This is a genomic window from Streptomyces prunicolor (genome assembly GCF_045162825.1).
GTDB classification, from domain to species: domain Bacteria; phylum Actinomycetota; class Actinomycetes; order Streptomycetales; family Streptomycetaceae; genus Streptomyces; species Streptomyces prunicolor.
The window spans coordinates 3,818,055-3,840,811 of record NZ_CP108676.1; the positions used below are offsets into that span (position 1 = coordinate 3,818,055).

General features: G+C 68.2%; 21 protein-coding genes. 16 read left to right on the forward strand and 5 right to left on the reverse strand.

Annotation, left to right across the window (positions count from 1 at the left end; translation table 11 throughout):
* Nucleotides 1-14: 14 nt before the first annotated feature.
* Entirely contained in the window at nucleotides 15-581 is a 567-nt protein-coding gene (locus OG588_RS17150) for an RICIN domain-containing protein (protein WP_405948054.1), read from the reverse strand.
* A 188-nt stretch (nucleotides 582-769) separates the two neighbouring features.
* On the reverse strand, nucleotides 770-1,414 hold the full coding sequence (locus tag OG588_RS17155; protein ID WP_405948055.1) for a TetR/AcrR family transcriptional regulator: 645 nt from the start codon (nucleotides 1,412-1,414) through the stop codon (nucleotides 770-772).
* A gap of 144 nt (nucleotides 1,415-1,558) precedes the next feature.
* Here OG588_RS17155 and OG588_RS17160 point away from each other — a divergent pair, with 144 nt between their 5' ends.
* The 3 genes from OG588_RS17160 (at nucleotide 1,559) to OG588_RS17170 (ending at nucleotide 3,786) form a co-directional block, all read left to right on the forward strand.
* Complete coding sequence (locus OG588_RS17160; RefSeq protein ID WP_405948056.1) at nucleotides 1,559-2,338, forward strand: glucose 1-dehydrogenase; 780 nt, start codon at nucleotides 1,559-1,561, stop codon at nucleotides 2,336-2,338.
* Nucleotides 2,335-2,838: a nitroreductase/quinone reductase family protein gene (locus OG588_RS17165; protein WP_405948057.1), complete on the forward strand. Its 504-nt coding sequence runs from the start codon at nucleotides 2,335-2,337 to the stop codon at nucleotides 2,836-2,838. The genes OG588_RS17160 and OG588_RS17165 overlap by 4 nt, the downstream gene beginning before the upstream one ends.
* A 153-nt stretch (nucleotides 2,839-2,991) precedes the next feature.
* Nucleotides 2,992-3,786 carry an SDR family oxidoreductase gene (locus OG588_RS17170; protein WP_405948058.1) on the forward strand — a complete coding sequence of 265 codons (795 nt, stop codon included), beginning with the start codon at nucleotides 2,992-2,994 and terminating at the stop codon, nucleotides 3,784-3,786.
* A 171-nt stretch (nucleotides 3,787-3,957) separates the two neighbouring features.
* Here OG588_RS17170 and OG588_RS17175 read toward each other — a convergent pair whose 3' ends face one another.
* Nucleotides 3,958-4,404, reverse strand: coding sequence for an ATP-binding protein (locus tag OG588_RS17175; RefSeq protein WP_405948059.1), 447 nt, complete (start codon nucleotides 4,402-4,404; stop codon nucleotides 3,958-3,960).
* 184 nt (nucleotides 4,405-4,588) lie between these two features.
* On the opposite strand from OG588_RS17175, the gene OG588_RS17180 reads away from it, so the two are divergent.
* From OG588_RS17180 to OG588_RS17195, 4 genes are all read left to right on the forward strand, one after another.
* Nucleotides 4,589-5,425 carry a helix-turn-helix domain-containing protein gene (locus OG588_RS17180; protein WP_405948060.1) on the forward strand — a complete coding sequence of 279 codons (837 nt, stop codon included), beginning with the start codon at nucleotides 4,589-4,591 and terminating at the stop codon, nucleotides 5,423-5,425.
* A gap of 3 nt (nucleotides 5,426-5,428) precedes the next feature.
* A complete protein-coding gene (locus OG588_RS17185; RefSeq protein WP_405948061.1) occupies nucleotides 5,429-5,602 on the forward strand; it encodes a DUF397 domain-containing protein in 174 nt (57 codons plus the stop codon).
* Nucleotides 5,603-6,071: 469 nt separating this feature from the next.
* Entirely contained in the window at nucleotides 6,072-9,812 is a 3,741-nt protein-coding gene (locus OG588_RS17190; protein WP_405948062.1) for a tetratricopeptide repeat protein, read from the forward strand.
* Nucleotides 9,809-10,183: a hypothetical protein gene (locus tag OG588_RS17195; RefSeq protein ID WP_405948063.1), complete on the forward strand. Its 375-nt coding sequence runs from the start codon at nucleotides 9,809-9,811 to the stop codon at nucleotides 10,181-10,183. The genes OG588_RS17190 and OG588_RS17195 overlap by 4 nt, the downstream gene beginning before the upstream one ends.
* A gap of 227 nt (nucleotides 10,184-10,410) precedes the next feature.
* Here OG588_RS17195 and OG588_RS17200 read toward each other — a convergent pair whose 3' ends face one another.
* Both OG588_RS17200 and OG588_RS17205 read right to left on the reverse strand, forming a co-directional pair.
* Nucleotides 10,411-10,833, reverse strand: a complete 423-nt coding sequence (locus OG588_RS17200; RefSeq protein WP_405948064.1) for a cytidine deaminase family protein — start codon at nucleotides 10,831-10,833, stop codon at nucleotides 10,411-10,413.
* Between the two features lie 263 nt (nucleotides 10,834-11,096).
* Nucleotides 11,097-11,672: a hypothetical protein gene (locus OG588_RS17205; RefSeq protein WP_405948065.1), complete on the reverse strand. Its 576-nt coding sequence runs from the start codon at nucleotides 11,670-11,672 to the stop codon at nucleotides 11,097-11,099.
* Nucleotides 11,673-12,041: 369 nt separating this feature from the next.
* Here OG588_RS17205 and OG588_RS17210 point away from each other — a divergent pair, with 369 nt between their 5' ends.
* From OG588_RS17210 to OG588_RS17250, 9 genes are all read left to right on the forward strand, one after another.
* Nucleotides 12,042-12,875: a hypothetical protein gene (locus OG588_RS17210; protein ID WP_405948066.1), complete on the forward strand. Its 834-nt coding sequence runs from the start codon at nucleotides 12,042-12,044 to the stop codon at nucleotides 12,873-12,875.
* A gap of 198 nt (nucleotides 12,876-13,073) precedes the next feature.
* Nucleotides 13,074-14,300 carry an ROK family protein gene (locus OG588_RS17215; RefSeq protein ID WP_405948067.1) on the forward strand — a complete coding sequence of 409 codons (1,227 nt, stop codon included), beginning with the start codon at nucleotides 13,074-13,076 and terminating at the stop codon, nucleotides 14,298-14,300.
* 111 nt (nucleotides 14,301-14,411) lie between these two features.
* Nucleotides 14,412-15,770, forward strand: a complete 1,359-nt coding sequence (locus OG588_RS17220; RefSeq protein ID WP_405948068.1) for an ABC transporter substrate-binding protein — start codon at nucleotides 14,412-14,414, stop codon at nucleotides 15,768-15,770.
* A gap of 7 nt (nucleotides 15,771-15,777) precedes the next feature.
* Nucleotides 15,778-16,746, forward strand: coding sequence for a carbohydrate ABC transporter permease (locus OG588_RS17225; protein ID WP_266768747.1), 969 nt, complete (start codon nucleotides 15,778-15,780; stop codon nucleotides 16,744-16,746).
* Nucleotides 16,747-16,748: 2 nt separating this feature from the next.
* A complete protein-coding gene (locus OG588_RS17230) occupies nucleotides 16,749-17,642 on the forward strand; it encodes a carbohydrate ABC transporter permease (protein ID WP_019065642.1) in 894 nt (297 codons plus the stop codon).
* A gap of 113 nt (nucleotides 17,643-17,755) precedes the next feature.
* Nucleotides 17,756-19,021 carry a 6-phospho-beta-glucosidase gene (locus OG588_RS17235; RefSeq protein ID WP_405948069.1) on the forward strand — a complete coding sequence of 422 codons (1,266 nt, stop codon included), beginning with the start codon at nucleotides 17,756-17,758 and terminating at the stop codon, nucleotides 19,019-19,021.
* Nucleotides 19,012-19,983 (forward strand): N-acetylglucosamine kinase, encoded by a 972-nt coding sequence (locus OG588_RS17240; protein WP_405948070.1) that lies wholly within the window; start codon nucleotides 19,012-19,014, stop codon nucleotides 19,981-19,983. The genes OG588_RS17235 and OG588_RS17240 overlap by 10 nt, the downstream gene beginning before the upstream one ends.
* 185 nt (nucleotides 19,984-20,168) lie before the next feature.
* Nucleotides 20,169-21,614, forward strand: coding sequence for a hypothetical protein (locus tag OG588_RS17245; protein WP_405948071.1), 1,446 nt, complete (start codon nucleotides 20,169-20,171; stop codon nucleotides 21,612-21,614).
* A gap of 14 nt (nucleotides 21,615-21,628) precedes the next feature.
* Entirely contained in the window at nucleotides 21,629-22,690 is a 1,062-nt protein-coding gene (locus OG588_RS17250; protein ID WP_405948072.1) for a glutamate ABC transporter substrate-binding protein, read from the forward strand.
* Nucleotides 22,691-22,757 lie beyond the last annotated feature (67 nt).

Below are 22,757 nucleotides of genomic sequence, written 5' to 3' on the forward strand. Positions count from 1 at the left end.
TACGACGACAGGCTCTAGCCCTGGCGCCAGAGCTGGTTGTTCACGGCACCCAGGCAGTCGTAGATCTGGACCACGGTTCCGTTCGCCGCCGAACCGTCCCGGAGGTCGAGGCAGAAGGTGTGCCCGCCGGAGTGGTTCGCGCTGACCACCGTGAGGTAGCCCGGGACGTTCGGTGAGACCACCAGCTGCCACCGCTCGGAGAGATCGCTGCCGCAGGTGTGGTGCTTGACGTTCTGCGTAATCACCGGCCTTGCGAAGTCCAGGCACAGGTTGCTCTGGACATTCCGCAGGTTGAAGAAGCCGCCGCCGACCGACACCGGCAGCCAGTTCTGGTTGGGATCGGTGTTGTTGGCGAGGCAGTCATTCTCCACCACCGGGGCGTTGTCCAGCAGCGAGCCACCGGCGACCTCGGCGCACTTGTTGGTCCCCCTGTTGATGAGTGTGAAGGCGGCCCCGATATTGAGCGGCCGTACGACATCTGTCGCTCCGCCGGCCGCGTGGGCGCTGCCGCCCATGGCCAGGCCGGCCGCGAGCACCATCAGCGCGGCCAGCATGGCGCTGACCATTCCGCGTCTCTTCATGTACTTCCCCCAGGTGATCGGAAGCGTGGCAACAAGTGCTGCCTGCGCTATGACCGGGGCTGGTGGAACTCCCGCACAACACCGGTCCAGGAGTTCCCAACCCTCGGCAGCCAGCGTGGGGCGCGATGAACCGGTTGTCGTGTCATGTTCCGCTCATCGGAACGGGGTCGGAGCGGGGTCGGCGGGACTCAGTCGTCGGTGGAGGCTCCTGGTCCCGTCACGGCGTACCGGGCGGCGATGGTGCGGACGGCCTCGTCGACCACCTGAGCGACGCGTTCGGCGCTCACCTCCCAGCCCGGCACCAGGAGTGTCGGCCAGAAGACGTAGTTGGAGATCATGCCCAGGAACTGGGTGGCTGCGAGGTCCACGTCCTCGACCCGCACCGTTCCCGCCTCGTGCTCAGCCAGGAGGTAGCCGCGTACGGACTCGAAGTAGGGCATCTTCCCGTGCGAGAACTGCGCATGGGCCAGCTCGGGGAACCGCGGCAGCTCGGCGATGACGATCCTGAACAGGTCGGTCATCTGGGCGCGGCCCAGCAGCTCAGCGTACCGGCGGCCGATGATACCGAGCCCGTCGACGACGTTGCCCTCCGGCGGCGGATCCTCCTCGTCGGCGGTCGACCAGGACTCGGTCACGATGGCGTCGAACAGGGCGGCTTTGCTCGGAAACTGCTTGAACAAGGTGGCCCGTGAAACGCCCGAGCACTCCGCGACCCGCGCCAGCGACGTCCGGTCGTAGCCCAACTCCAGAAACAGTGCGGTCGCGGCCGCCACGATCAGCGCGCGCTTCTCCTGGGCGACGCGCTGGTGATACGTCGTCACGACCTTGTTCATGGGCCGAGCATACGAGGTGAGTGGCTTGACTCGCCACCGCCGCCCACCTAGCGTCAGGGCGATGGTGAGTCGCTCGGCTCACCACTGGCCGCCGTTCATCACTGGTGATCCCGGTCATTCACCCACGTACCGAAGGAACATCTGATGCCCCGCTTCGACAACCAGACCGTGCTCGTGACCGGTGGGGCCGGCGGCCAGGGCTCGAGCCACGTGCGCGCCTTTCACGCGGAGGGAGCGAACGTGGTGATCGGCGGCATCGACACGGAACGCGGCGCCGCTCTCGCCGACGAGCTCGGGACCCGCGCTCGCTTCGTCCGCCTCGACGTCACCGACGAGAGCTCGTGGTCCGCCGCTGTGCTGGCCGCCGAGAGCGCCTTCGGCGCCCTGAACGTGCTCGTCAACAACGCGGGCGTGCAGAATCCGCCCGCGACAATCGAGAACACGGAGCAGGCCACGTGGTCGCGCATCCTCGACATCAACCTCACAGGGACCTTCCTCGGCATCAAGGCCGCAGCCCCCGCTCTGCGCCGCGCGGCAGGGGGAGCCATCGTCAACATCGCCTCGGCCATGGGCCTGGGCGGCACGGCTCACTACGCGCCGTACGTCGCCAGCAAGTGGGCCGTGCGAGGCCTCACCCGGACGGCAGCGCTCGAGCTCGGCCGCGACCGCATCCGGGTGAACACCATCCACCCCGGCGTGATCTCGACCCCCTTCATCCACGAACCAGCAGCCGGCGCGGTCGCGGCGATCGCCGACTTCTACTCACCCGAGCCGTTCGCCGTCCCCCGGCTCGGGGAACCGACCGACGTCAGCCGTCTTCTCCTGTTCCTCACGTCATCGGACGCGTCGTTCATCACGGGGTCGGAGTACGTCATCGACGGTGGGCTCCTCCTCGGCCCCGCCCTTCAGGCCCAGGCCGCATGAGCACTCCGGACACGACCGGGTCGAACGACTCCGCCGACTCCGCACGGGACGCGTCTCTGTCCCACCTGCCCCACCACATCCGACGAGCCATCGAGATCACCCCCGCCGCGGGCACCGGAGAACGGATCATCGACATCACGACGCTGGGGCGCCGCACCGGCCGAGCACGCCGTATCGAGATCTTCTTCTACCGAGCCGCGGGCACCACTTACCTGTGCAGCGGCGCCGGCGGTGCCGCGACCGACTGGCATGCGAACCTTCTCGCCGATCCCCACTTCACCTTCCACCTCAAGAACGGGATCCGTGCGGATCTGCCCGCACGGGCCACGCCTGTCACCGACCCGGCTGAACGTCAGGCCGTGCTGGCGGAGATCGTGGCGGATCTCCATCAGCCCCACGATCCCGGCACCATCCGGCCGACTCGGCTCGAGGACTGGGCCGACAGTCGGCTGATGCGCGTCAGCTTCCGATCTGACGAACGGCCAGTGGGCCCGACTTGAGCCGCTGTTGCCGCGAGGCATCAAGTCGGGCCGCCGTCCGCCGGATCGGGCGCTTGCTTGAAGTGCACTCCACGGCCATAGCGTCGAGACAGCTGAACCGAACACTCGGCGCGTCGACGCGTCAGCCCGCACGACCAACGAAAAAGGCGGCAAGTGGTAGACAACCAATTCACAACGCATGCAGAACTTTTCGATCTGCGGGGAAAGCGCGCGCTCGTCACCGGTGGCACCAGAGGCATCGGGATGATGATCGCGCGTGGCCTTCTCCAGGCGGGCGTCCGCGTGGTCATCAGCTCACGCAACCCAGAAGCGTGCGCTCAGGCGCAGGAGCAGCTGTCCGCATTCGGTGAGGTGCGGGCCATCCCCGCCGACCTGTCCCGCCACGACGAGTGTCGGCGGCTGTCCGACCTCGTCACCGCCGACTCGGAGCGTCTCGACATCCTCGTCAACAACGCGGGCGCCCTGTGGGACGAGCCGCTGGAGACGTTCCCGGACGAGGCCTGGGACACGGTCGTCGACCTCAACCTGAAGTCGCCGTTCTGGCTGGTCCAGGCGCTGCTGCCCGCACTTCGCAAGGCGGGCACCGCCGACGATCCCGCGCGGATCATCAACATCGGCAGCATCGCCGCCATCCACATCCCCCAGCGGCCCAACTACTCGTACTCCAGCAGCAAGGCCGCACTGCACCAACTCACCAGAGTGCTCGCCAAGGAACTGGGACCGCAACACGTCACCGTGAACGCCGTGGCGCCGGGACCGTTTCCGTCGACGATGATGGCTGCGACCCTCGATGAGTTCGGCGAGGCGATCGCGGCGTCGGCCCCACTACGCCGGATCGGCCGCGCCGACGACATGGCGGGTGTCGCCGTGTTCCTCGCCAGCCGGGCAGGCGCATACCTGACGGGCACCGTGATCCCCGTCGACGGCGGCATCGCCACAACCGCGTAGGCCGCCCAAAGCCTGTTCCGGAAGTCCGTGGGCGGGCATTTCCCTTGTATGGGTGGGGTGTTGAGGGTCGAGCCGGTTTGGATCGAGGCGTTCACGGCAAGGGTGTCCCGGCCGCTCTTGTCGAGGTCGTCCCTCAACCGTGAAGAGCAACCGCGAAGAACCGGAAAACGCTCACTCGCTCGCACCTACGAGCGGGTTCGCCGCAGCCGGGTCGCCCCCGAGCACCCACTCCGCGTACACGGTCTTGCCGACGGAACGGGGCTCCCATCCCCAGCGGTGAGCCAGGGCTCCGACCAGGAGTAATCCCCGACCGAACTGATCCGTTTCCTCTACTGAGCACGGGCTCGGCAACCGTTCACCGCGCGGGTCGCTGACCTCGACGCGGAGGGTGACCCCGGTGACGGTGATCCGTACGCGGATCAGCCGGTCCCGCAGGCTGCCGTGCAGCAGGGCGTTGGTCATCAACTCGGATACGACGAGGGCGACATCACCGGCGAGGGAGGGGTGTCCCCACTCGGTGACGAGCCGTGCGGTTCGGCGGCGGGCGAGGGTGACGCTGCGGGCGAGGGGGGTGTAGTCGAGGCGGTCTTCGTGGGAGGCGGGTGGGGCTTCGGTCATGGGACAGCACCTCTCCGTGTAGCGGGTCGAGCACCGAAAGTAGCGACACCTGCGTCCTGAGCGCAATAAACTTGAGGAAGTTCTTCCTGAGAGGGTGAATCTCTTCGACTCGGTGACGCCGATGGGACACACTGTGACCGTGATGCGATCAACTCAGCCTCGACAGGGCCAGGTCTCAACTGTCTTGGCACGCAAGCTCGGTGGCGAACTACTGCGCCTGCGAGACGCTGCGGGCAAGACCCAGCAGCAGGCCGCGGAGTCCATCAACGCGACCGGCACCAAGATCGTGAAGATGGAGCGCGGCTGGGTACCGATGCGGGACCCCGACATCCGGGTGCTGTGCGAGTTCTACGGCACGAAGGACAGCCAAGTCGTAGGACGGCTGCTGGAGTTGGCGAAGCTGGACCGCGAGCGGCGCAAGGCCAAAGGCTGGTGGCGTGACTCGCTCGACACCGGAACGATGGCGGAGTACATCGCCATGGAGGACGTAGCGACCCACATCCGCAACTGGCAGTCGTCCCTGATTCCCGGCCTGTTCCACATCCCCGAGTACACACGCGCACTGGCGGTCGCCGAGGGCACCTGGGACGACCCGGACGACATCGAGCGCGCGGCCGAAATCAAGCAGAAGCGCCAAGGGCGACTGTTGGGCGAACGTCCGCTCCAGTCGTACGCGGTGATCTGGGAAGCCGCGCTGCGCCAGGAAATTGGTGGCCCCGCAGTCATGCGCGCCCAACTGGAGCGCCTGCTCGAACTGGCCGAACTGCCGAACGTACGCCTTCAGGTACTCCCGTTCCGGGCTGGCGCGCACCCGTGCATCGCGGGCCCGTTCAGCATCATCTCCTTCGCGGAGGACGAGGCCCTCGACGTGGTCCAGAGCGACACCATCACGGGCATGGTGTGGGTGGAGAACGAGGTGGAGAGCAACACTTACAGCGTGCTGTTCGATCGGACATCGCGGCTCAGCCTCGCCCCACGCGACTCCGTAACCCTCATCGACAGCCTGCGCAAGGAGATGTGATCCGTGCCCGAGTTCAACTTCACGAAGTCCAGCTACAGCACGCCGTCCAACGAGTGCCTCGAAGTCGCCCGCAACATCCCCGGCACCATAGCCATCCGCGACTCCAAGACCCCCGACGGCCCGATACTCCGCCTCACCCCCACCACCTGGACGAAGTTCACGGCAACGCTTCACTGACCAACACCCCGGCTGACCCCAGCGCGCCTACTGCCCGGTCTTCGAGCCTGCCCCCCCCCAGAGCAGACCCTCCCCGCAAAAGTGTGACACTTTCGCGCAGAGTGTCACACTTCTGCACCCCACCCCTTGGCGCCGAGCGTCCCCACTCGCCGCCCAACTTCGAAGACCCACCACCTGGACGAAGTTCACCGCACCACTCAACTCGCCCTGGCCCCAAGCGATCCCGCTACACTCCGCGCATATCGATCACGAACTTCCCCCGCACGCCGCCCATTTCGAGCCTCCGATGCGCCTCCGCAATGTCGGCAATCGGGAACACCGCATCGATAGCCAGACGGCAGTTGATTCCATGTACATCCCGAAGTGGCACTCGGTCACGATAAGATGACTTATGGTCACCGGTCTGGTTGTGGACGACAACGGGTTTGAGCTGGTCGTTGATGACCGGCAGGTCGGGCCCTGTCGGAAGTTGCAGACCTCTGACATCGACCTGCTCAATGCCGTCGCCGGCCAGTATGTGGATGCCGTGCGCAACGGCTCCAAGAACCTGGCGCTGCTCGCGGTGGGACGCGAGTTGTATCGGTGGCTCGACGGCGACCTCGGCCAGTTGACGCGCCTGCTCGATGAGGCGTGGGCGCCGCTGGTGTTCGAGGTCCGCGCGCCGGCGAACCCGTCCCCGGCGGCGTGGGCGCTGTTGCGGGCCCCGTTCGAGCTGCTGGCCGCCCCCGAGGGCGGGTTCCTCGCCGAGGCGCCGAAGCTGTTCGCCGTGGCGCGTCGGCTCGGTCGCCCGAGTACAGCGCAGCCCTTGGACGGGTACCGGCTCGGGGTGGCGTTCATGGCCTCGGCGCCCCGGGGCCAGCACGAACTGGACTTCGAGGCGGAGGAGATGGCCATCCTCAACGCCGTCGGGGAGACGAGCCTTGATCTCGTCGTCGAGGACTCCGGCAATCCCGAGCAACTTGGCCTGCGTCTTTCCCAGCTCGGCGGAATGCCGGTGGTTCATCTGTCGTGTCACGGCCTGCACAACTGGCGTCCGAAGCCCGACGCACCCGCCACCCCCGTCCTGCTGATGGAAGACGAGCTCGGGGACGGGCGTCCGACGAGCGCGGACGCACTGGTGGGCCTGTTGACTCCTCGGCCGCTGCTGGCGTTCGTGTCGGCCTGCCTGACCGCCACCGGTGCCGACGTGACCGGGCATGTTCCCGGCGGCGCCGGCCACCGCGGCGGTCCGGCAGCCGAGCCCGGCGTGTGGGTGGCGCACTCGATGGCCACCGGGCTGGTGACCGCCGGGATTCCCGCGGTCATCGGCTGGGAGGGTTCGGTCAGCGACGAGGCCGCCACTCGTTTCGCCGAGCATCTGTACCGGCAGCTCAGCCGCCGTGTCGAGGTGGCCGAGGCCGTCGCCGACGCCCGCCGCCACTTGCTGGCCTGTTCCGATGAGCGCCAGCGCGCCGAATGGCACCTGGCGCGGCTGTGGCTGGGGCCGACGGGTGGCGGCCCGCTGGTCGCGGGAAACCGCAAACGCCGGATGGTGCCACCGCACCATGTGACCAAGACGTTCCTGGACCGCAAGCACCAACTACCGGTCGCAGCCGCAGAGATGTTCGTCGGCCGCCGCCCGGAACTGCAGCACACGCTGCGGGCCCTGCGCGGCAGGCAGAAGGTCGGGGTCCTACTTCACGGGCAGGGCCGGTTGGGCAAGTCGAGCCTGGCCGCCCGGATCGCCGACCGTCACCCCAACCGGGCCGTCGCGGTCGTGTTCGGCGACTACAGCCCGCCGGCGATCCTCGACGCCATCGCCGACGCCACCGCCGCCAACCCCGCCGCCCGCGCCCTCATCGAAGCGAGGCGTGCCGAGGTCCGCCACCAGCCGGACCTCCTCAAACCACTACTGATCGATCTGCTGGCCGGACCGTGCGCCCAGGAACTCGACGACGTTCGCAAACCCCTCTTGCTGATCATCGACGATCTCGAACAGATCCTGACCGCCAACCCTCACGGCCCACACCGGGTCGACCCCGAGCACGCCACCGTGCTCGCCGACGTGCTCTCCGCGTTCGACCTGGCCCCCACGGACAGCCGACTCCTGGTCACCAGCCGCTACACATTCACCCTCGGCGGGCTGGAGGCCCGACTGGAACCGGTCCAGTTGCAACCACTGTCGCCGGCGGCCCAGCGCAAGCTCCAACGCCGTCAACAGGACCTCGCCCCCGCCGAGTACCGGACCGACCGCGCCGACCTGGCCCGGCGGGCCCTGGACGTCAGCTGCGGCAACCCCGGGCTGCAGGACCTCATCGGGCTGCGCCTGGTCTACGGCAGCCAGGTCGACGAGGCCCGCGCCGAGGCCGCCGTCGCCGGCATGGAGACCTACCTTCACCAGGGTGACCTCCCAGCCGACAACTCCGACATCGGCGAGTTCCTGGAGAACCTGGCTCTCGACACCCTCCTCGACCAGGCCGGCCCCGCCCACCGCGACCTGTTGCGAGCCTGCACCCTGTTCGACATCCCGGTCCCGCAACCCGTCATCGACGCCCTCGCCGCCGCTGTCGGCGGATCGTCGTCCCGCCTGTGCGGCCTCGGGCTCCTTGACACCTTTCCCGACCAACACCGCCCCGAATTCCCGGCCTTGGCCGCCAACGCCCTCGTGGCCGGACGCCTGACCCCCCTCACCCCCGCCGAGCGAACTGCCCTCGCCACCGTGGCCACCGAACCGCTGTACGCCCAGTGGGGCGGTGCCACGCCCCACCCCGCCCGCGACAGCGACCTGGACCTCCAGCTGACCCGCGTGGCCCTGACCGCCGACAACCCGACCATCACCGCCGACTGCGCCGCCGAGGCCGTCTCCGCCCTGCGGCAAGGCCTGGCCTCCACCGCCGCCGAACTCGGCCACCACGCGATCACCCTCCTCGACCGCCACAACCACGAGGTTCCTGTCACCCTGCTACGGGCCGTCGCCGACGCGGCCGTCACCAGCGGCGACGGCGACCACGCCGACACTCTGCTCCAACGTGCCGTCCAGCAGACCCGGACCAGCGACCAACAGACCAGCCCGACCAGCCACGCCGCAGTCCTCTACGACCACGCCAGCCGTCTGATCACCCGCGGCGAGGTCGACCAAGCCGAGGACCTGCTCCACCAGGCCCGCCAACTGTTCACCGATGCCAGTGACACCCGCTCGGTCGCGGTCACCTGGGGAAAGATCGCCGACATCCTCCAGCAGCAGGGCGAGACCGACGAAGCGCTACGGATCCGCCGCGAGGTCACCCTGCCTGCGCTCGAGCGGATCGGTGACACCCGCTCGGTCGCAGTCACCTGGGGAAAGATCGCCGACATCCTCCAGCAGCAGGGCGAGACCGACGAAGCGCTACGGATCCGCCGCGAGGTCGAACTGCCGGTGTACGAGCGGATCGGTGACACCCGCTCGGTCGCGGTCACCTGGGGACAGATCGCCGACATCCTCCAGCAGCAGGGCGAGACCGACGAAGCACTGCGGATCCGCCGCGAGGTCACCCTGCCGGTGTACGAGCGGATCGGTGACACCCGCTCGGCTGCAATCACCTGGGGAAAGATCGCCGACATCCTCCAGCAGCAGGGCGAGACCGACGAAGCACTGCGGATCCGCCGCGAGGTCGAACTGCCGGTATACGAGCGGATCGGTGACACCCGCGAGGCTGCAATCACCTGGGGACAGATCGCCAACATCCTCCAGCAGCAGGGCGAGACCGACGAAGCACTGCGGATCCACCGCGAGGTCACCCTGCCGGCGATCGAGCGGATCGGTGACACCCGCGAGGCTGCAATCACCTGGGGACAGATCGCCGACATCCTCCAGCAGCAGGGCGAGATCGACGAAGCCCTCGAACTGCAACTCAAGCGCTTGGAAGTCAATAAGCAGCTCGGCGACATGGACGGCATCGCGGCAGCCAACTGGGACCTTGCGCGAATCGATCTGAGTCGCCAGGATCACGACGCGGCGGTGCCGAGGCTGATCACCTCGTTTCAGCTCTTTCTGAAGCTTCAACGGGCGGATGGCATCGCGGTCGTCGGGACTACCTTGGGGCGACTTCTGCTGGCCGCAGGTGAACGCGAGCAGGCCCGACAGGTGTTTCAGACGAGCCGAGCCTCTGCCGCCAAGATCGGTTCCGCGGACGTTGTTGACCAGCTCGATGAGCTACTGAATGCCACCGACGACGAAAACGAGGAATCATGATCATCGAGTTTGTCGGAGCGGACGTCGAAGCCGCCGAGAAGAGCGTCGCCACGTTGACCGCGAACTGGGGCTACCCACCCGAACCAGCTCCGACAGCGGAACCGGCGAACGCTCAGGACACCAAGGGCGTCGATCCCCTCGCGCTGACGTCCCTGATCGTGTCCATTCCATCGGCCATGCTCGCCGTCGCGGACATCGCCGACCGTATCCACAAACGGCGCCGCGCCGGCGAGCTCATCGAACGCGCCCAACAGCTCAGGGCACAGCAGGCGACGGCACGGCTCGTGCGCGAAGACCGCTCAGTCGACCTTGCCACTCTCACCCCCGACCAGCTTCTGGACCTCATCGCCGACGAGCCCTCAGAAACCTGAACCCAGGGAGCGCCGCCCGACGACCCGAACCCGGTCCGCCCCGCCCCGCCTGACGAACCCGGGACCGCGACTGCCTGATCTGGTCGGCTACGTCTGCGTCACAGCCAACCCAGGTGCCCGAGCCTCAGCCCCGACCAGAGCCGCAATCGACCGAACGACCGCTCCCGCACAACAACCCCAGCAACCGTCAGCGTCGACGTCGGCGCCGGACAGCCGAGTCCCCCGGTCTACTCGGCGTCGAGTTGGTCGAGTTGATGGTCAGCCCAGACATAGCTTTCGGGCAGCAAGTCGGTGACCGGGACAGCTCGCACGCGCTCGCCTTCGCCGACGATGACCTTAAGTTCGGGAAAGTACTCGAGAAGAACCTGCCGGCACCGGCCGCACGGAGGAACCACCCCCCGGTCGCGGTCGCCCACGGCGACCATCGTGTCCAGCTCGTAGATGCCCTGGGCAGCCGCCGTGCCGATGACGACCAGCTCGGCGCAGGGGCCTCCCGTGAAGTGGTAGGCGTTCACCGCCGTCACGATCCGGCCGTCCCGGGCGCGGGCCGCGGCCGCCATGGTGTGGTTCTCGCCCCGGCAGCGAGTGCGCGCGATGTGCGCCGCGGCCTGGATGAGTTCGTGGTCGACGGGGTGGGTCTGCGTGGTCATCTTCTCTGCCTTCGTCGGGGTGTCAGGCGACGTTGACCCGAGCGGCGACGGGGTCGCAAACGAATATCGGCGGTGTGCTCGTTCCGCCAGACGATGTGGCACCGGATCATGCTGCCCTGTTCCTCGTGATTGCTGCGGGGTCAGTGCCGTCGCAAGGTGGGTGTCGCCCGCCAACGCGCGCGCCCCTCGACACCGCACTCACCGCACAGCCAACTGAAGCCACACCACAGCCCAACTGCCGCCCCACCCGACCGAGTTGAGACCTACGACACCCAAGCCGCCCCCTCGCCCTCCCCCAGCCCCAACCCCCCAGCCACCTGACACAACGCCACGAAAGACGCCCCCCGCCCCAACCCCGAAGACCCCGTATGGGCCGCCCCCGCCCGCAGGTCGAGCACAACCGTCCCCGACCTCTCGTCGAAGGCGATCGAACCCCAGACCGTGCGCTTACGACGCCCCGGCCGCCAGTGGAACCAGATCTCCTCGCGCCCCTTCTCCGCCGTGACGGACGCGCGGTCCGACGCCTTCAGCTCCGTGCGCATCCGGTCCGACCAGCCCACCGAGGGCCGTAGCACACGGAGTTGGCGGGTCTGGCGGGCGGCGAGGGCATCCGGGGTGAGGGTGATGCCCGACCTGCGCGCCCGGTGTCGTAGCAACAGCCATGCCACGGCGCCCAATACGACGCTGGCGGCGGCCCATGTCGCCGCCAGTTCGCCCGCCGTACTCCAGGCGAGGCCGCCCCGGTCCCAGAGTTCGAAGCCGACCCGGATCACCACGGGTACGGCGACCGCGCACGCCGCGTCCCGCCAGCACCCCGCCCACACCTTCACGCTCCGCACCCCGCCCACACCTTCACGCCCGCACCCCGTTCCCTGGATCCCCCTGCCCCGCAAACGCCGCTGATCAAAAGTCAAAATCCTGTGAGGTGGCTGGCAGGCCAGGTCCGCCCACATCACGAATCAGCCTCGGACGCGGAACCGTAGCGGCCGAAAACCGCCCAACAGGCCTCACAATTCCGGCACATCACCAAATTCCCCGCCACCCGCCCTCACCTGCGACTTTACCCATCGTGACGAAGCCGTGATGCGATCACCTTCACAGGCTCAACTCATTTTCATCGCAGGCTCGCCATGCCTAAGGTCGCCCTACGACGGGCCCTTGTTCTGGAGCGCAACGCCCAGGGGTCCGTTTCGAATGTGGGGACACGAATGAGAAAACTCGCCATCGGCGCCGCGATGACCGGTGCCCTGGCCCTGACCGGGCTGGCCGCGCCGCTCGCGCAGGCCGCTACTCCGGCCCTGGTCTTCAGCGGGGTGACGGTCAACAAGGGGAAGGCGATCGTCGTAGGGACGACCGCGACGGTGAAGGTGCCCGTCACGTACACGCTGACGCGGCCGTCCGACGTGACGATCGACTACAAGACGACGTTCGCCGGGATCATGCTCTACCGTGGCGCGCTCGCGGCCTTCGACAACGAGATCGACGCCGACACGACCCCGACCTGCACGACCACCGCGACGACGGACACAACCGTCACCGCGTCCTGCTCCGACACGATCACGATCGAGCCCGGGGACAGCCTGTTCGAGACGGCCGACGCGACCACCTGGAACGTCGCCGGCGTCTACGCCCACATCGACGCCGACATGGACGACTCGGACGACCAGATCAGCTACTCCACCGACTTCGCGGCCTGGGGCAACAAGGGCAAGGTCAAGATCCAGCGCGCCGCCAAGCTCACCGCGAACGCCTCCCCGGAGCCGGTGAAGAAGGGCAGGACCATCACGGTCACCGGCGCGCTGACCCGGGCCGACTGGGAGAGCGGCAAGTACACCGGCTATGTGTCCCAGCCCGCCAAGTTGCAGTTCCGGGCGAAGAGTTCGAGCACCTACACCACCGTCAAGACGGTCACCACCGGCAAGAGCGGCGCCCTGAAGACGACCGTCAAGGCGTCCAAGGACGGTTACTTCCGCTACGTCTTCGCCGGCACCGCCACCACCGGCGCGGCCACCGCCGCCGGTGACTTCATCGACGTCAAGTAGGACGCCGGGCAACACCCGGCCCTCCCTCGCCGCCCCCACCGCCCCCCAGGTAACGAGTCTGTTGCCTCGGGGGCGGTGTCTATTGACGCCCCCTTCGTCCCGGGCTTACGTTCCTCCCACCCAATTGGAAACTTTCCTAACAGTGATCACGTGACACGCTGTGTGGTTCGGGAGTTCGAAAGGCAGGTGGCGTAAGACATGGCTGGAACCTCCGGTACCCCGGGCACCGGCACCCCGGGCACCCCCCGCGTCCTGCGCGCCATGAACGACCGCGCCGCCCTCGACCTCCTCCTGGAGCACGGCCCGCTCTCCCGCACCCGGATCGGCAAGCTCACCGGCCTCTCCAAGCCGACCGCCTCCCAGCTGCTGGCCCGGCTGGAGGCGGCGGGGCTCGTGCTCGCCACCGGGACGAGTGAGGGGCGGCCGGGTCCCAACGCCCAGCTGTACGTGGTCAATCCGAGTGCCGCGTACGCCGCCGGGCTCGACGTCACGCCGGAGCGCATCCGCGCCGCCGTCGCCGACGTCACCGGTCGGACGGTGGGGGAATTCGAGCTCGCCACCCCGGGTCGGCGGCCCGCCCAGCCCGTCGTACGGCAGGTCACCGACGCCCTCGACGGGGCCGTGAAGGCCGCCGGGCTCGCGCGGGACGACGTCCACCGGCTCGTCATCGGCACACCCGGCGCCTTCGACCCCAACACCGGCCGGCTGCGCTACGCCTCCCACCTGCCGGGCTGGCACTCCCCCGCCCTGCTCGACGAACTCGCCGCCGCGCTGCCGATGCCGGTGGAGTACGAGAACGACGTCAACCTCGTCGCCATCGCCGAGCAGCGGCTCGGTGCGGCGCGCGGGCACGGCGACTTCGTGCTGCTGTGGAACGAGGGCGGTCTCGGCGCCGCCCTGGTCCTCGGCGGCCGACTGCACCGCGGCTGGACCGGCGGTGCGGGCGAGGTCGGTTTCCTGCCGGTGCCGGGCGCACCCCTGGTCCGCCAGGTGACCAAGGCCAACAGCGGTGGTTACCAGGCCCTGGCCGGTTCACAGGCCCTGCCCGGGCTCGCCCGCGAACTCGGCATCACCGAGATCCCGACGGGTTCCTACGCCGAGGTCGCCGCCGCCCTCGTCGCGTCCGCCGCCGACCACACCACCGGCCCCCAGCGGCGGCTCCTGGAGATCTACGCGACCCACCTCGCGACCGGTCTCGCCTCGCTCGTCTCCGTCCTCGACCCCGAACTCGTCGTCCTCAGCGGTGGCTCACTGGCCGCGGGCGGCGAACCTCTCCGCGCCCTCGTCCAGGCCGAGTTGGAGGAGCTGGCGGCATCACGGCCCCGGCTCGTCGTCGGCGACGTCCATGAACACCCCGTGCTGCGCGGCGCGTTGGAGAGCGCACTGGCAACCACCCGCGACGAGGTCTTCGACACCTCCCGCTGATCCCACTTCCCGCACGGCCGACTCCGGTTCCCCCAGACCGACTTCGGCCCACCTCGAACCACCCGGCTTCCCCAACCACCACACCCCGCCCCGCCCTTGGGAGACCTCGCCATGCCCGGAACTTCCCGGAAAACGACCAAAACGTCCCGGAAAGCGGCTGTCGTCCTCGCCGCCTCCGCCTCCTTCGCCCTGCTCACCACCGCCTGTACCGGCCAGGCCTCGTCCGGTGCCTCCGACGACGCCTCGAAGGACGTCACCATCAACTTCTGGCACGCCTGGAGTGCTGCCTCCGAGCTGAGCGCCGTGAAGTCGCTGGTCGCCGGGTTCGAGAAGGCGCATCCCAACATCCACGTGAACGTCGTCGGCAACATGACCGACGACAAGATCAACCAGGCGCTGCGCACGGGTGGTGGTAAATCGCCCGACGTGATCTCGTCGTTCACCACGAACAACGTCGGCAAGTTCTGTTCGTCAGGGGCCCTCGTCGATCTCAACCCCTTCTTCAAGAAGGCGAACATCGACCCGGAGACGACGTTCCCGAAGGCGATGAACGAGTACACCCAGTTCGACGGAAACCGTTGCACCGCCCCCCTGTTGGGCGACGCGTACGGGCTCTACTACAACAAGACGGAGTTCGCGAAGGCCGGCATCACCAGCCCGCCCAAGACCTGGTCCGAATTCGAGGCCGACGCCAAGAAGTTGACGATCAGCAAGGGTGACTCGTACTCGCAGCTCGGGTTCATGCCGAACTACCACGGCTGGGAGAGCACCACCGAGCACCTCTTCGCGCAGTTCTCGCCGACGTACTTCGACAAGAGCGGGAAGTCGGCGCTCGCGACCGACCCCGCGTTCAAGGCCGGTTTCACCCTCCAGAAGAAGCTCGTCGACGAACTCGGCGGTTTCAAGAAGCTGGAGAGCTACCGCTCCACGCTCGGCGACGAGTGGGGCGACAAGCATCCCTTCCACACCGGCCAGGTCGCGATGCAGCTCGACGGTGAGTGGCGGCTGGGAATGGCCACGGCCGCAAACCCCAAGCTGGACATCGGAGTTGCCCCGCTGCCCGTGCCGGACGACCAGGTCGCCCAGTACGGCAAGGGCTACATCACCGGCACGATCACCGGCATCGCCGCCAACAGCAAGAAGCAGAACGCCGCTTGGGAGTTCGTCAAGTACATCACCACGGACACGGACGCGGTGGTGAACTTCTCCAACGGCATCCACAACGTGCCCTCCACCCTCGCGGCCCTCAAGTCCCCGAAGCTGAAGTACGACCCGCGCTTCAAGACGTTCCTGGACATCGCGTCGAACCAGTACTCGACGACAAGTCCCGCCTCCATCAACGGCGGTGTGTATCTGACGACGATCCAGAACCTCGGCTACGACTACGAGAGCGGCAAGGTGAAGGACCTGGACTCCGCCTTGAAGAGCACGGCCCAGCAGATCGACACCGACATCGCGCAGGCGAAGTAGCCCCGGAATGAGCACAGTTACTCTGGCGAAGAAGCACCGCCCGCCCGGCCTCGCCGCGAAACAGCGGAAACAGGCGCTTCGCACCCTCGCCTTCATGTCGCCCTGGCTGATCGGCTTCGCGGTCTTCTTCGCGTATCCGCTGATCTCGACGGTCTATTTCTCGTTCATGCACTACGACGGCTTCAAGCCGCCGACGTGGGTGGGGACGAAGAACTGGACGTACGTCTTCAAGAACTATCCGTACTTCTGGCCCGCGATGCGCAACACCCTGTGGCTGGTCGTGGTGATGGTCAGTCTCCGGGTTGTATTCGGCCTGGGCGTCGGGCTGTTGATCACCAAGATCAAGACGGCGACCGGCGTCTTCCGGACGCTGTTCTATCTGCCGTATCTCGCGCCGCCGGTCGCCGCGACGATGGCCTTCGCGTTCCTCCTCAACCCCGGTACCGGGCCCGTCAATTCGCTCCTGGAGAAGGTCGGCATCCCGGCCCCGGGCTGGTTCAACGACCCCACCTGGTCCAAGCCGGCGCTCACCCTGCTCGCCCTCTGGGGCATCGGCGACCTCATGGTCATCTTCATGGCCGCGCTGCTCGACGTACCCCAGGAGCAGTACGAGGCAGCCGAGTTGGACGGCGCCTCGGCCTGGCAGCGGTTCCGGTACGTCACGCTGCCCAACATCTCGCCGATCGTGATGTTCGCCGTCGTCACCGGCGTGATCCAGACCATGCAGTACTACACACAGCCCCTCATCGCCGGGAAGGTCGCGTCCGGCGTGATCCAGGGCGCCGGTACACAGTTCGAGCCCGGCTACCCGGAGAAGTCCACGCTCACCCTCCCCCAGCTCGTCTACAACCTCGGCTTCCAGCGCTTCGACTACGGCTCGGCCTGCGTGGTGGCACTCGTCCTGTTCGCCCTGTCGATGGTGTTCACCGCGTTCCTGATGCGGCGCCGGGGCGGCCTCAACCTGGCAGGTGACTGACCATGGCCCAAGTACTCGACAAACCAGTGGAGTTGAGGGCGCCGGTGACCCCCGCCGAGCGCACCGCCCGCCGCAAGGCACTCATGGAGTGGATCGCGGTCCACTCGCTCGGCGTCGCCGCCGCGCTCTTCTTCACGCTCCCCTTCGTGTTCGTGTTCCTGACCTCGCTGATGAGCGACAGCCAGGCCCTGAGCCGTGACCTGATCCCGCACACCTGGGAGTGGGGCAACTACAGGAAGGTCTTCGACACCCCGGGCTTCCTCACCTGGTGGAAGAACACGCTGATCTACGCCGGTCTCGGCACCGTCCTGACCGTCGTGTCGTCGATCCCGGTGGCGTACGCGCTCGCCAAGTTCCGCTTCCGGGGCCGGAATCTGTCGCTGATGCTGGTCATCTCGATGATGATGCTGCCGCCGCAGGTCGTGATCATCCCCATGTACCTGTTCTGGGCCAAGCAGTTGGACCTCTCGGGCACGCTGTGGCCGCTGATCATCCCGATGGCGTTCGGGGACGCGTTCTCGATCTTCCTGCTGCGGCAGTTCCTGATGACCATCCCGAACGAGTACCTGGACGCGGCGAAGGTCGACGGCTGCGGCGAGTTCAAGACGCTCGTGCGGGTCGTGCTGCCGATGGCCAAGCCCGGTATCGCGGCCGTGGCGCTCTTCCAGTTCTTCTACGCCTGGAACGACTACTTCGGGCCGCAGATCTACGCGTCCGAGAACCCCGGTGCCTGGACGCTGAGTTACGGCCTGGAGTCGTTCAAGGGCGCGCACCACACCGACTGGAATCTCACCATGGCCGCGACCGTGCTGGTCATGGCCCCCGTGATCCTCGTGTTCTTCTTCGCCCAGAAGGCGTTCGTCGAGGGCGTCACGCTCACCGGAGTGAAGGGTTAACCAGGTATGCAGTGCCTTCCCGGGGGACGCTGCCCCCAATTGCCGCTCCGCGGCGGGCCGGACCCCCGGCAGATAAAGAGCGTCCCCGGCGCCCGGAAGCGAGGAAACCTCCAGTGAAACTCACCGTGGTCGGCGGAGGCTCGACCTACACACCCGAACTCATCGACGGCTTCGCCCGGTTGCGGGACACCCTGCCCGTCGAGGAACTCGTCCTCGTCGACCCGGCACCCGAACGCCTGGAGCTGGTGGGCGGGTTGGCCCGCCGGATCTTCGCCAAGCAGGGGCACCCCGGCAAGATCGTCACGACGTTCGACCTGGACGCCGGTGTCGAGGGCGCCGACGCGGTGCTGCTCCAGCTCCGGGTCGGCGGGCAGGCGGCCCGCGAGCAGGACGAGACCTGGCCGCTGGAGTGCGGCTGCGTCGGCCAGGAGACGACCGGCGCGGGCGGCCTCGCCAAGGCGCTGCGGACCGTACCGGTCGTTCTCGACATCGCCGAGCGGGTCCGGCGTACGAACCCGGACGCGTGGATCATCGACTTCACCAACCCGGTGGGGATCGTGACCCGTGCGCTGCTCCAGGCCGGACACAAGGCAGTCGGCCTGTGCAACGTGGCGATCGGCTTCCAGCGGAAGTTCGCCGGACTCCTCGGGGTCACCCCGGCCGATGTGCACCTCGACCATGTGGGCCTCAACCACCTCACCTGGGAAACCGGTGTGCGGCTCGGCGGTCCCGAGGGCGAGAACGTACTGCCCAAGCTGCTCGGCGAACACGGCGACGACATCGCCGCCGACCTGAGCCTGCCCCGCGTCCTGCTCGACCGGCTCGGCGTCGTCCCGTCGTACTACCTGCGCTACTTCTACGCGCACGACGAGGTCGTACGGGAACTGCGCACCAAGCCGTCCCGGGCCTCCCAAGTGGCCGAGATGGAACGTGAGTTGCTGAAGATGTACGCCGACCCGGCCCTCGACGAGAAGCCCGCGCTGCTCGCCAAGCGCGGCGGGGCCTATTACTCCGAGGCCGCCGTGGACCTGGCCGCCTCGCTGCTCGGCGGGGGTGGCAGTCCCTACCAGGTGGTGAACACGTACAACAAGGGGACGCTGCCGTTCCTGCCGGACGACGCGGTGATCGAGGTGCAGGCCGCCGTCGGCGCCAAGGGTGCGACTCCCCTTGCCGTGGCGGAAGTTGATCCGCTGTATGCGGGGTTGATGGCCAACGTGACGGCCTACGAGGACCTCGCCCTGGAAGCCGCGCTGCGCGGGGGCCGGGACCGGGTGTTCCGGGCGCTGCTCTCGCATCCCCTGATCGGCCAGTACGAGTACGCCGAAGCCCTGACCGACCAGCTGATCGCGCACAACCGGGAGCACCTCGCGTGGGCCTGACCGCAAGTGTCCTCGCCATCGACGCGGGCAACAGCAAGACCGACGTCGCGGTCGTGGCGGCCGACGGGGAGATCCTCGCCACCGCGCGCGGCGGCGGGTTCCGGCCTCCGGTCGTGGGCATCGGGACGGCCGTGGACAAGGTCGCCGAAGCCGTCGCCCGCGCCTTCGCGGAGGCGGGAGTGAGCGCGGTCGACCATGTGTCGGCCTGTCTCGCCAACGCCGACTTCCCCGTGGAGGAGGAGCAGTTGGCCGCCGCGCTGCACGCACGCGCGTGGGGCACGAGTGTGGAGGTCCGCAACGACACCTTCGCGATCCTGCGGGCCGGCATCACCGAACCGCGCGGAGTCGCCGTGGTCTGCGGGGCCGGCATCAACTGCGTCGGCATGCGGCCCGACGGCCGCACCGCCCGCTTCCCGGCGATCGGCCGTATCTCCGGTGACTGGGGCGGCGGTTGGGGCCTGGCGGAGGAGGCCCTGTGGCACGCGGCCCGCGCGGAGGACGGCCGCGGCGGTCCTACGGCCCTGGCGCGCACGCTGCCCGCGTACTTCGGCCTGGACTCGATGTACGACCTGATCGAGGCCCTGCATCTCGAACACGTCGAGCACCACCGTCGGCACGAGTTGACACCTGTGCTGTTCGCGACGGCGGTGGACGGCGACCCGGTGGCCCGGTCGATCGTGGACCGGATGGCGGAGGAGGTCGTGGCGATGGCGACGGTCGCGCTGAGCCGCCTGGAGTTGCTCGACGAGGAGGCGCCGGTGCTGCTCGGCGGCAGCGTGCTCGCCGCCCGGCATCCCCAACTGGACGACCGTATAAGGGAGTTGCTGGCCGCCAAGGCGCCCAAGGCGGTGGCCACGGTCGTCACCGCGCGGCCGGTCCTCGGGTCCGTGCTGCTGGGCCTGGACCACGTGGGCGCCCCGGCCGAGGCACATGCGCGGGCCAGGGCGTATTACGAGCACTGACGCCCGGGAACCGAACAGATTCCCACGGCGTATTCATGGACAGGGGGGCGGTGCGGGGCGTTGTGTGGTGCCGGAAATCCGGTCACCGCGCTGCGATCCGATCAAGATCCAGTGAAGACCGGTGCGGAATGTCAGTCCTGGCGGCGATACTTGCGCCGACGGGATGACCCTGGGGGAGGTCAGCAGTGACAGAACCGCCGAAGACAAGTACGGCGCCACCGGGCACCGCCGTGCCCACGATGCCGGTGCTGCCGCCGCAGTCGGGCCGGTCGGGGGCGCCCACGCCCCGGCGTACGCCGGACGCGGCGCCCGCGCGCCGTACGGCGTTCGCCGAGGGCGTCGACCGGCTGCGCGCGGCGGCCACCACCGAGCCGGGCCGGCTGCGGGCCCTCGGCGCGCTGCTGGCCGTGCTGGTGATCGCGTTCGGCGTGGTCACCGCCTGGCAGACCGACAGCCGGGCCACGGCGGCCGACGACGTGCTCCACCGCAGCCAGCCGCTCAGCTCCGACGCGGCGGACATCTACCGCTCGCTCGCGGATGCCAACACGATGGCGGCCACCGGTTATCTGGCGGGTCTGCAGGAGACGCAGGCGACCCGCCAGACGTACGAGGCCGACATCAAGAGGGCCGCCTCGAAGCTGGTCACGGCGGCCGCCAACACCGACCCGGGCTCGTCGTCCGCGACCTACATCACGCAGCTCAACGAACTGCTGCCGCAGTACAAGGGCCTGGTCGAGTCCGCCCGCGCCAACAACCGGCAGGGCTTCCCGGTGGGCGGCGCCTATCTGCGTGCCGCGAACGACATGATGCAGAACAAGATGCTCCCGAAGGCCCAGGACCTCTACAAGAACGAGAACGCGCGGCTGAACACCGACTACGGGAACGCGACGCCGTACCCCTGGTTCGCGATCGCCCTCGGACTCGTCGCGCTCGGCGGCCTGGCCTACGCCCAGCGGCGCAACTACCAGCGCACGAACCGGGTCCTGAACCACGGCCTGGTCGCCGCCTCGGCCGCCACCGCGGTCGTCCTGCTGTGGGTGGTCGTCGGCCACACCGTCGCCCGCGCGGGCCTCAACGACTCCTACGACCACGGGGTCAAGTCGCTCACCGTGCTGCACGACGCCCGCATCGCCTCCCTCAAGGCACGCAGCGACGAGAACCTCATCCTGGTCAGCCGCGGCTCGGAGACGACGACCCTCCCGGACAAGCGGGTCGTGGACACCTACGACTGGGAGTACAACCGGCAGCTCACGGCGCTGGCCAAGGGCCTGAAAGTGGCCGACTCGCTCGCCGACGACTCCGCGGGCCGCGAGCCGGTCGCGGTCGCCAACAAGTCCATGCTGGTGTGGAAGTCCCGCCACGGCCAGGTCAGCAAAGACAACAACGACGGCGACTACCAGGCCGCGCGCCAAGGTGTCATCGGCGACGGCAAGTCGACGGCCGAGTGCTTCACGTCGGTGGACGACTCGCTGAACCTCGCTCTGACGCACGAGACGGAAGAGTTCAAGCAGTCCGCCGGTGACGGCCTGGACGCGATGACCGGCCTCACCGTGGGCGCCGCGGTGCTCGCGGCGCTCGGTGCGGCCGGTGCCGTACTGGGCATCGGGCGCCGGCTGTCGGAGTACCGGTGAAAGGGGGCGTGACGATGCGGGCACGGAGTGACTTTTTTCGCCGCCTGAGCGCTGTACGACGTGTGCGGGCCGGTCTGCGGGGCTGGGGCGGGGTGGGTGCGATGGCGGTCGTCTGCGTCCTCGCGCTCGCCTTCGTCCTGCTGCTGCCGCTCACCCAGTCACGCGGGGAGGCCGGCGCGGACCTCGGCGGACAGGGCACGGCCCAGGGCATCCAGGCCAAGGCCGCCAAGTGCCAGGAGAGCACGGTCCAGGACCAGAGCCCGCCCCCGTCGGACGCCGACGGCACCACGATCAACGCCATCAAGGAGCGCGGCTACCTGAAAGTGGGCGTCGACCAGAACAGCTACCGGTGGGGCTACCTCAACCCGAACAGCTCCGGCGAGCTGGAGGGCTTCGACATCGACCTCGTGCACGCCATCGCCAAGAACATCTTCGGCAGCTCCTACAGCGCGAGCAAGGTGCATCTCCTGGCCATCCCGACCGACCAGCGCATCCCGGCGGTCCAGCAGAAGCGCGTCGACATGGTGGTCCGCACCATGACGATCACCTGCCTCCGGACCGATGACGTCGCCTTCTCCGCGCCGTACTTCGTCACCGGCCAGCAGGTCCTCGCCCCGAAGGTGTCGACGATCAAGGGCTACGACAACACCCTCGCCCACAAGAGGGTCTGCTCGGCGGCGACCTCCATAGCGAACACGCGTCTGCGCGCGGACAAGGGCCACAAGATCCCCGCCACGGTCGACATCCTGGAGCCCGTCCCGAACCAGCTCGACTGCTTGGTGGAGCTCCAACTCGGCCAGGCGGACGCGGTGGTGACCGACGGCGCGCTCGCCGCGAGCCAGGCCGCGCAGGACCCGACGGTGGAGCTGAAGGGCGCCCCCTTCACCACCGAGTACTACGGCGTGGCGATGAACAAGAGCGCCACCGACCTGGTCCAGCGGGTCAACCGAATACTGGAGACCTACCGCACCAGCACCGGCCCCGACGGCTGGCACGCGTCCTACACGAAATGGCTGCTGCCCACCCTGGGCAAGGACTCGCCGTCCGCCGACCCGCCCATCCCGCACTACAAGTGACGGACCGTCAACAACCGAACGACACAACGGACTTCCGACAGAACACAACGCAGCGAGAGGTGATCGA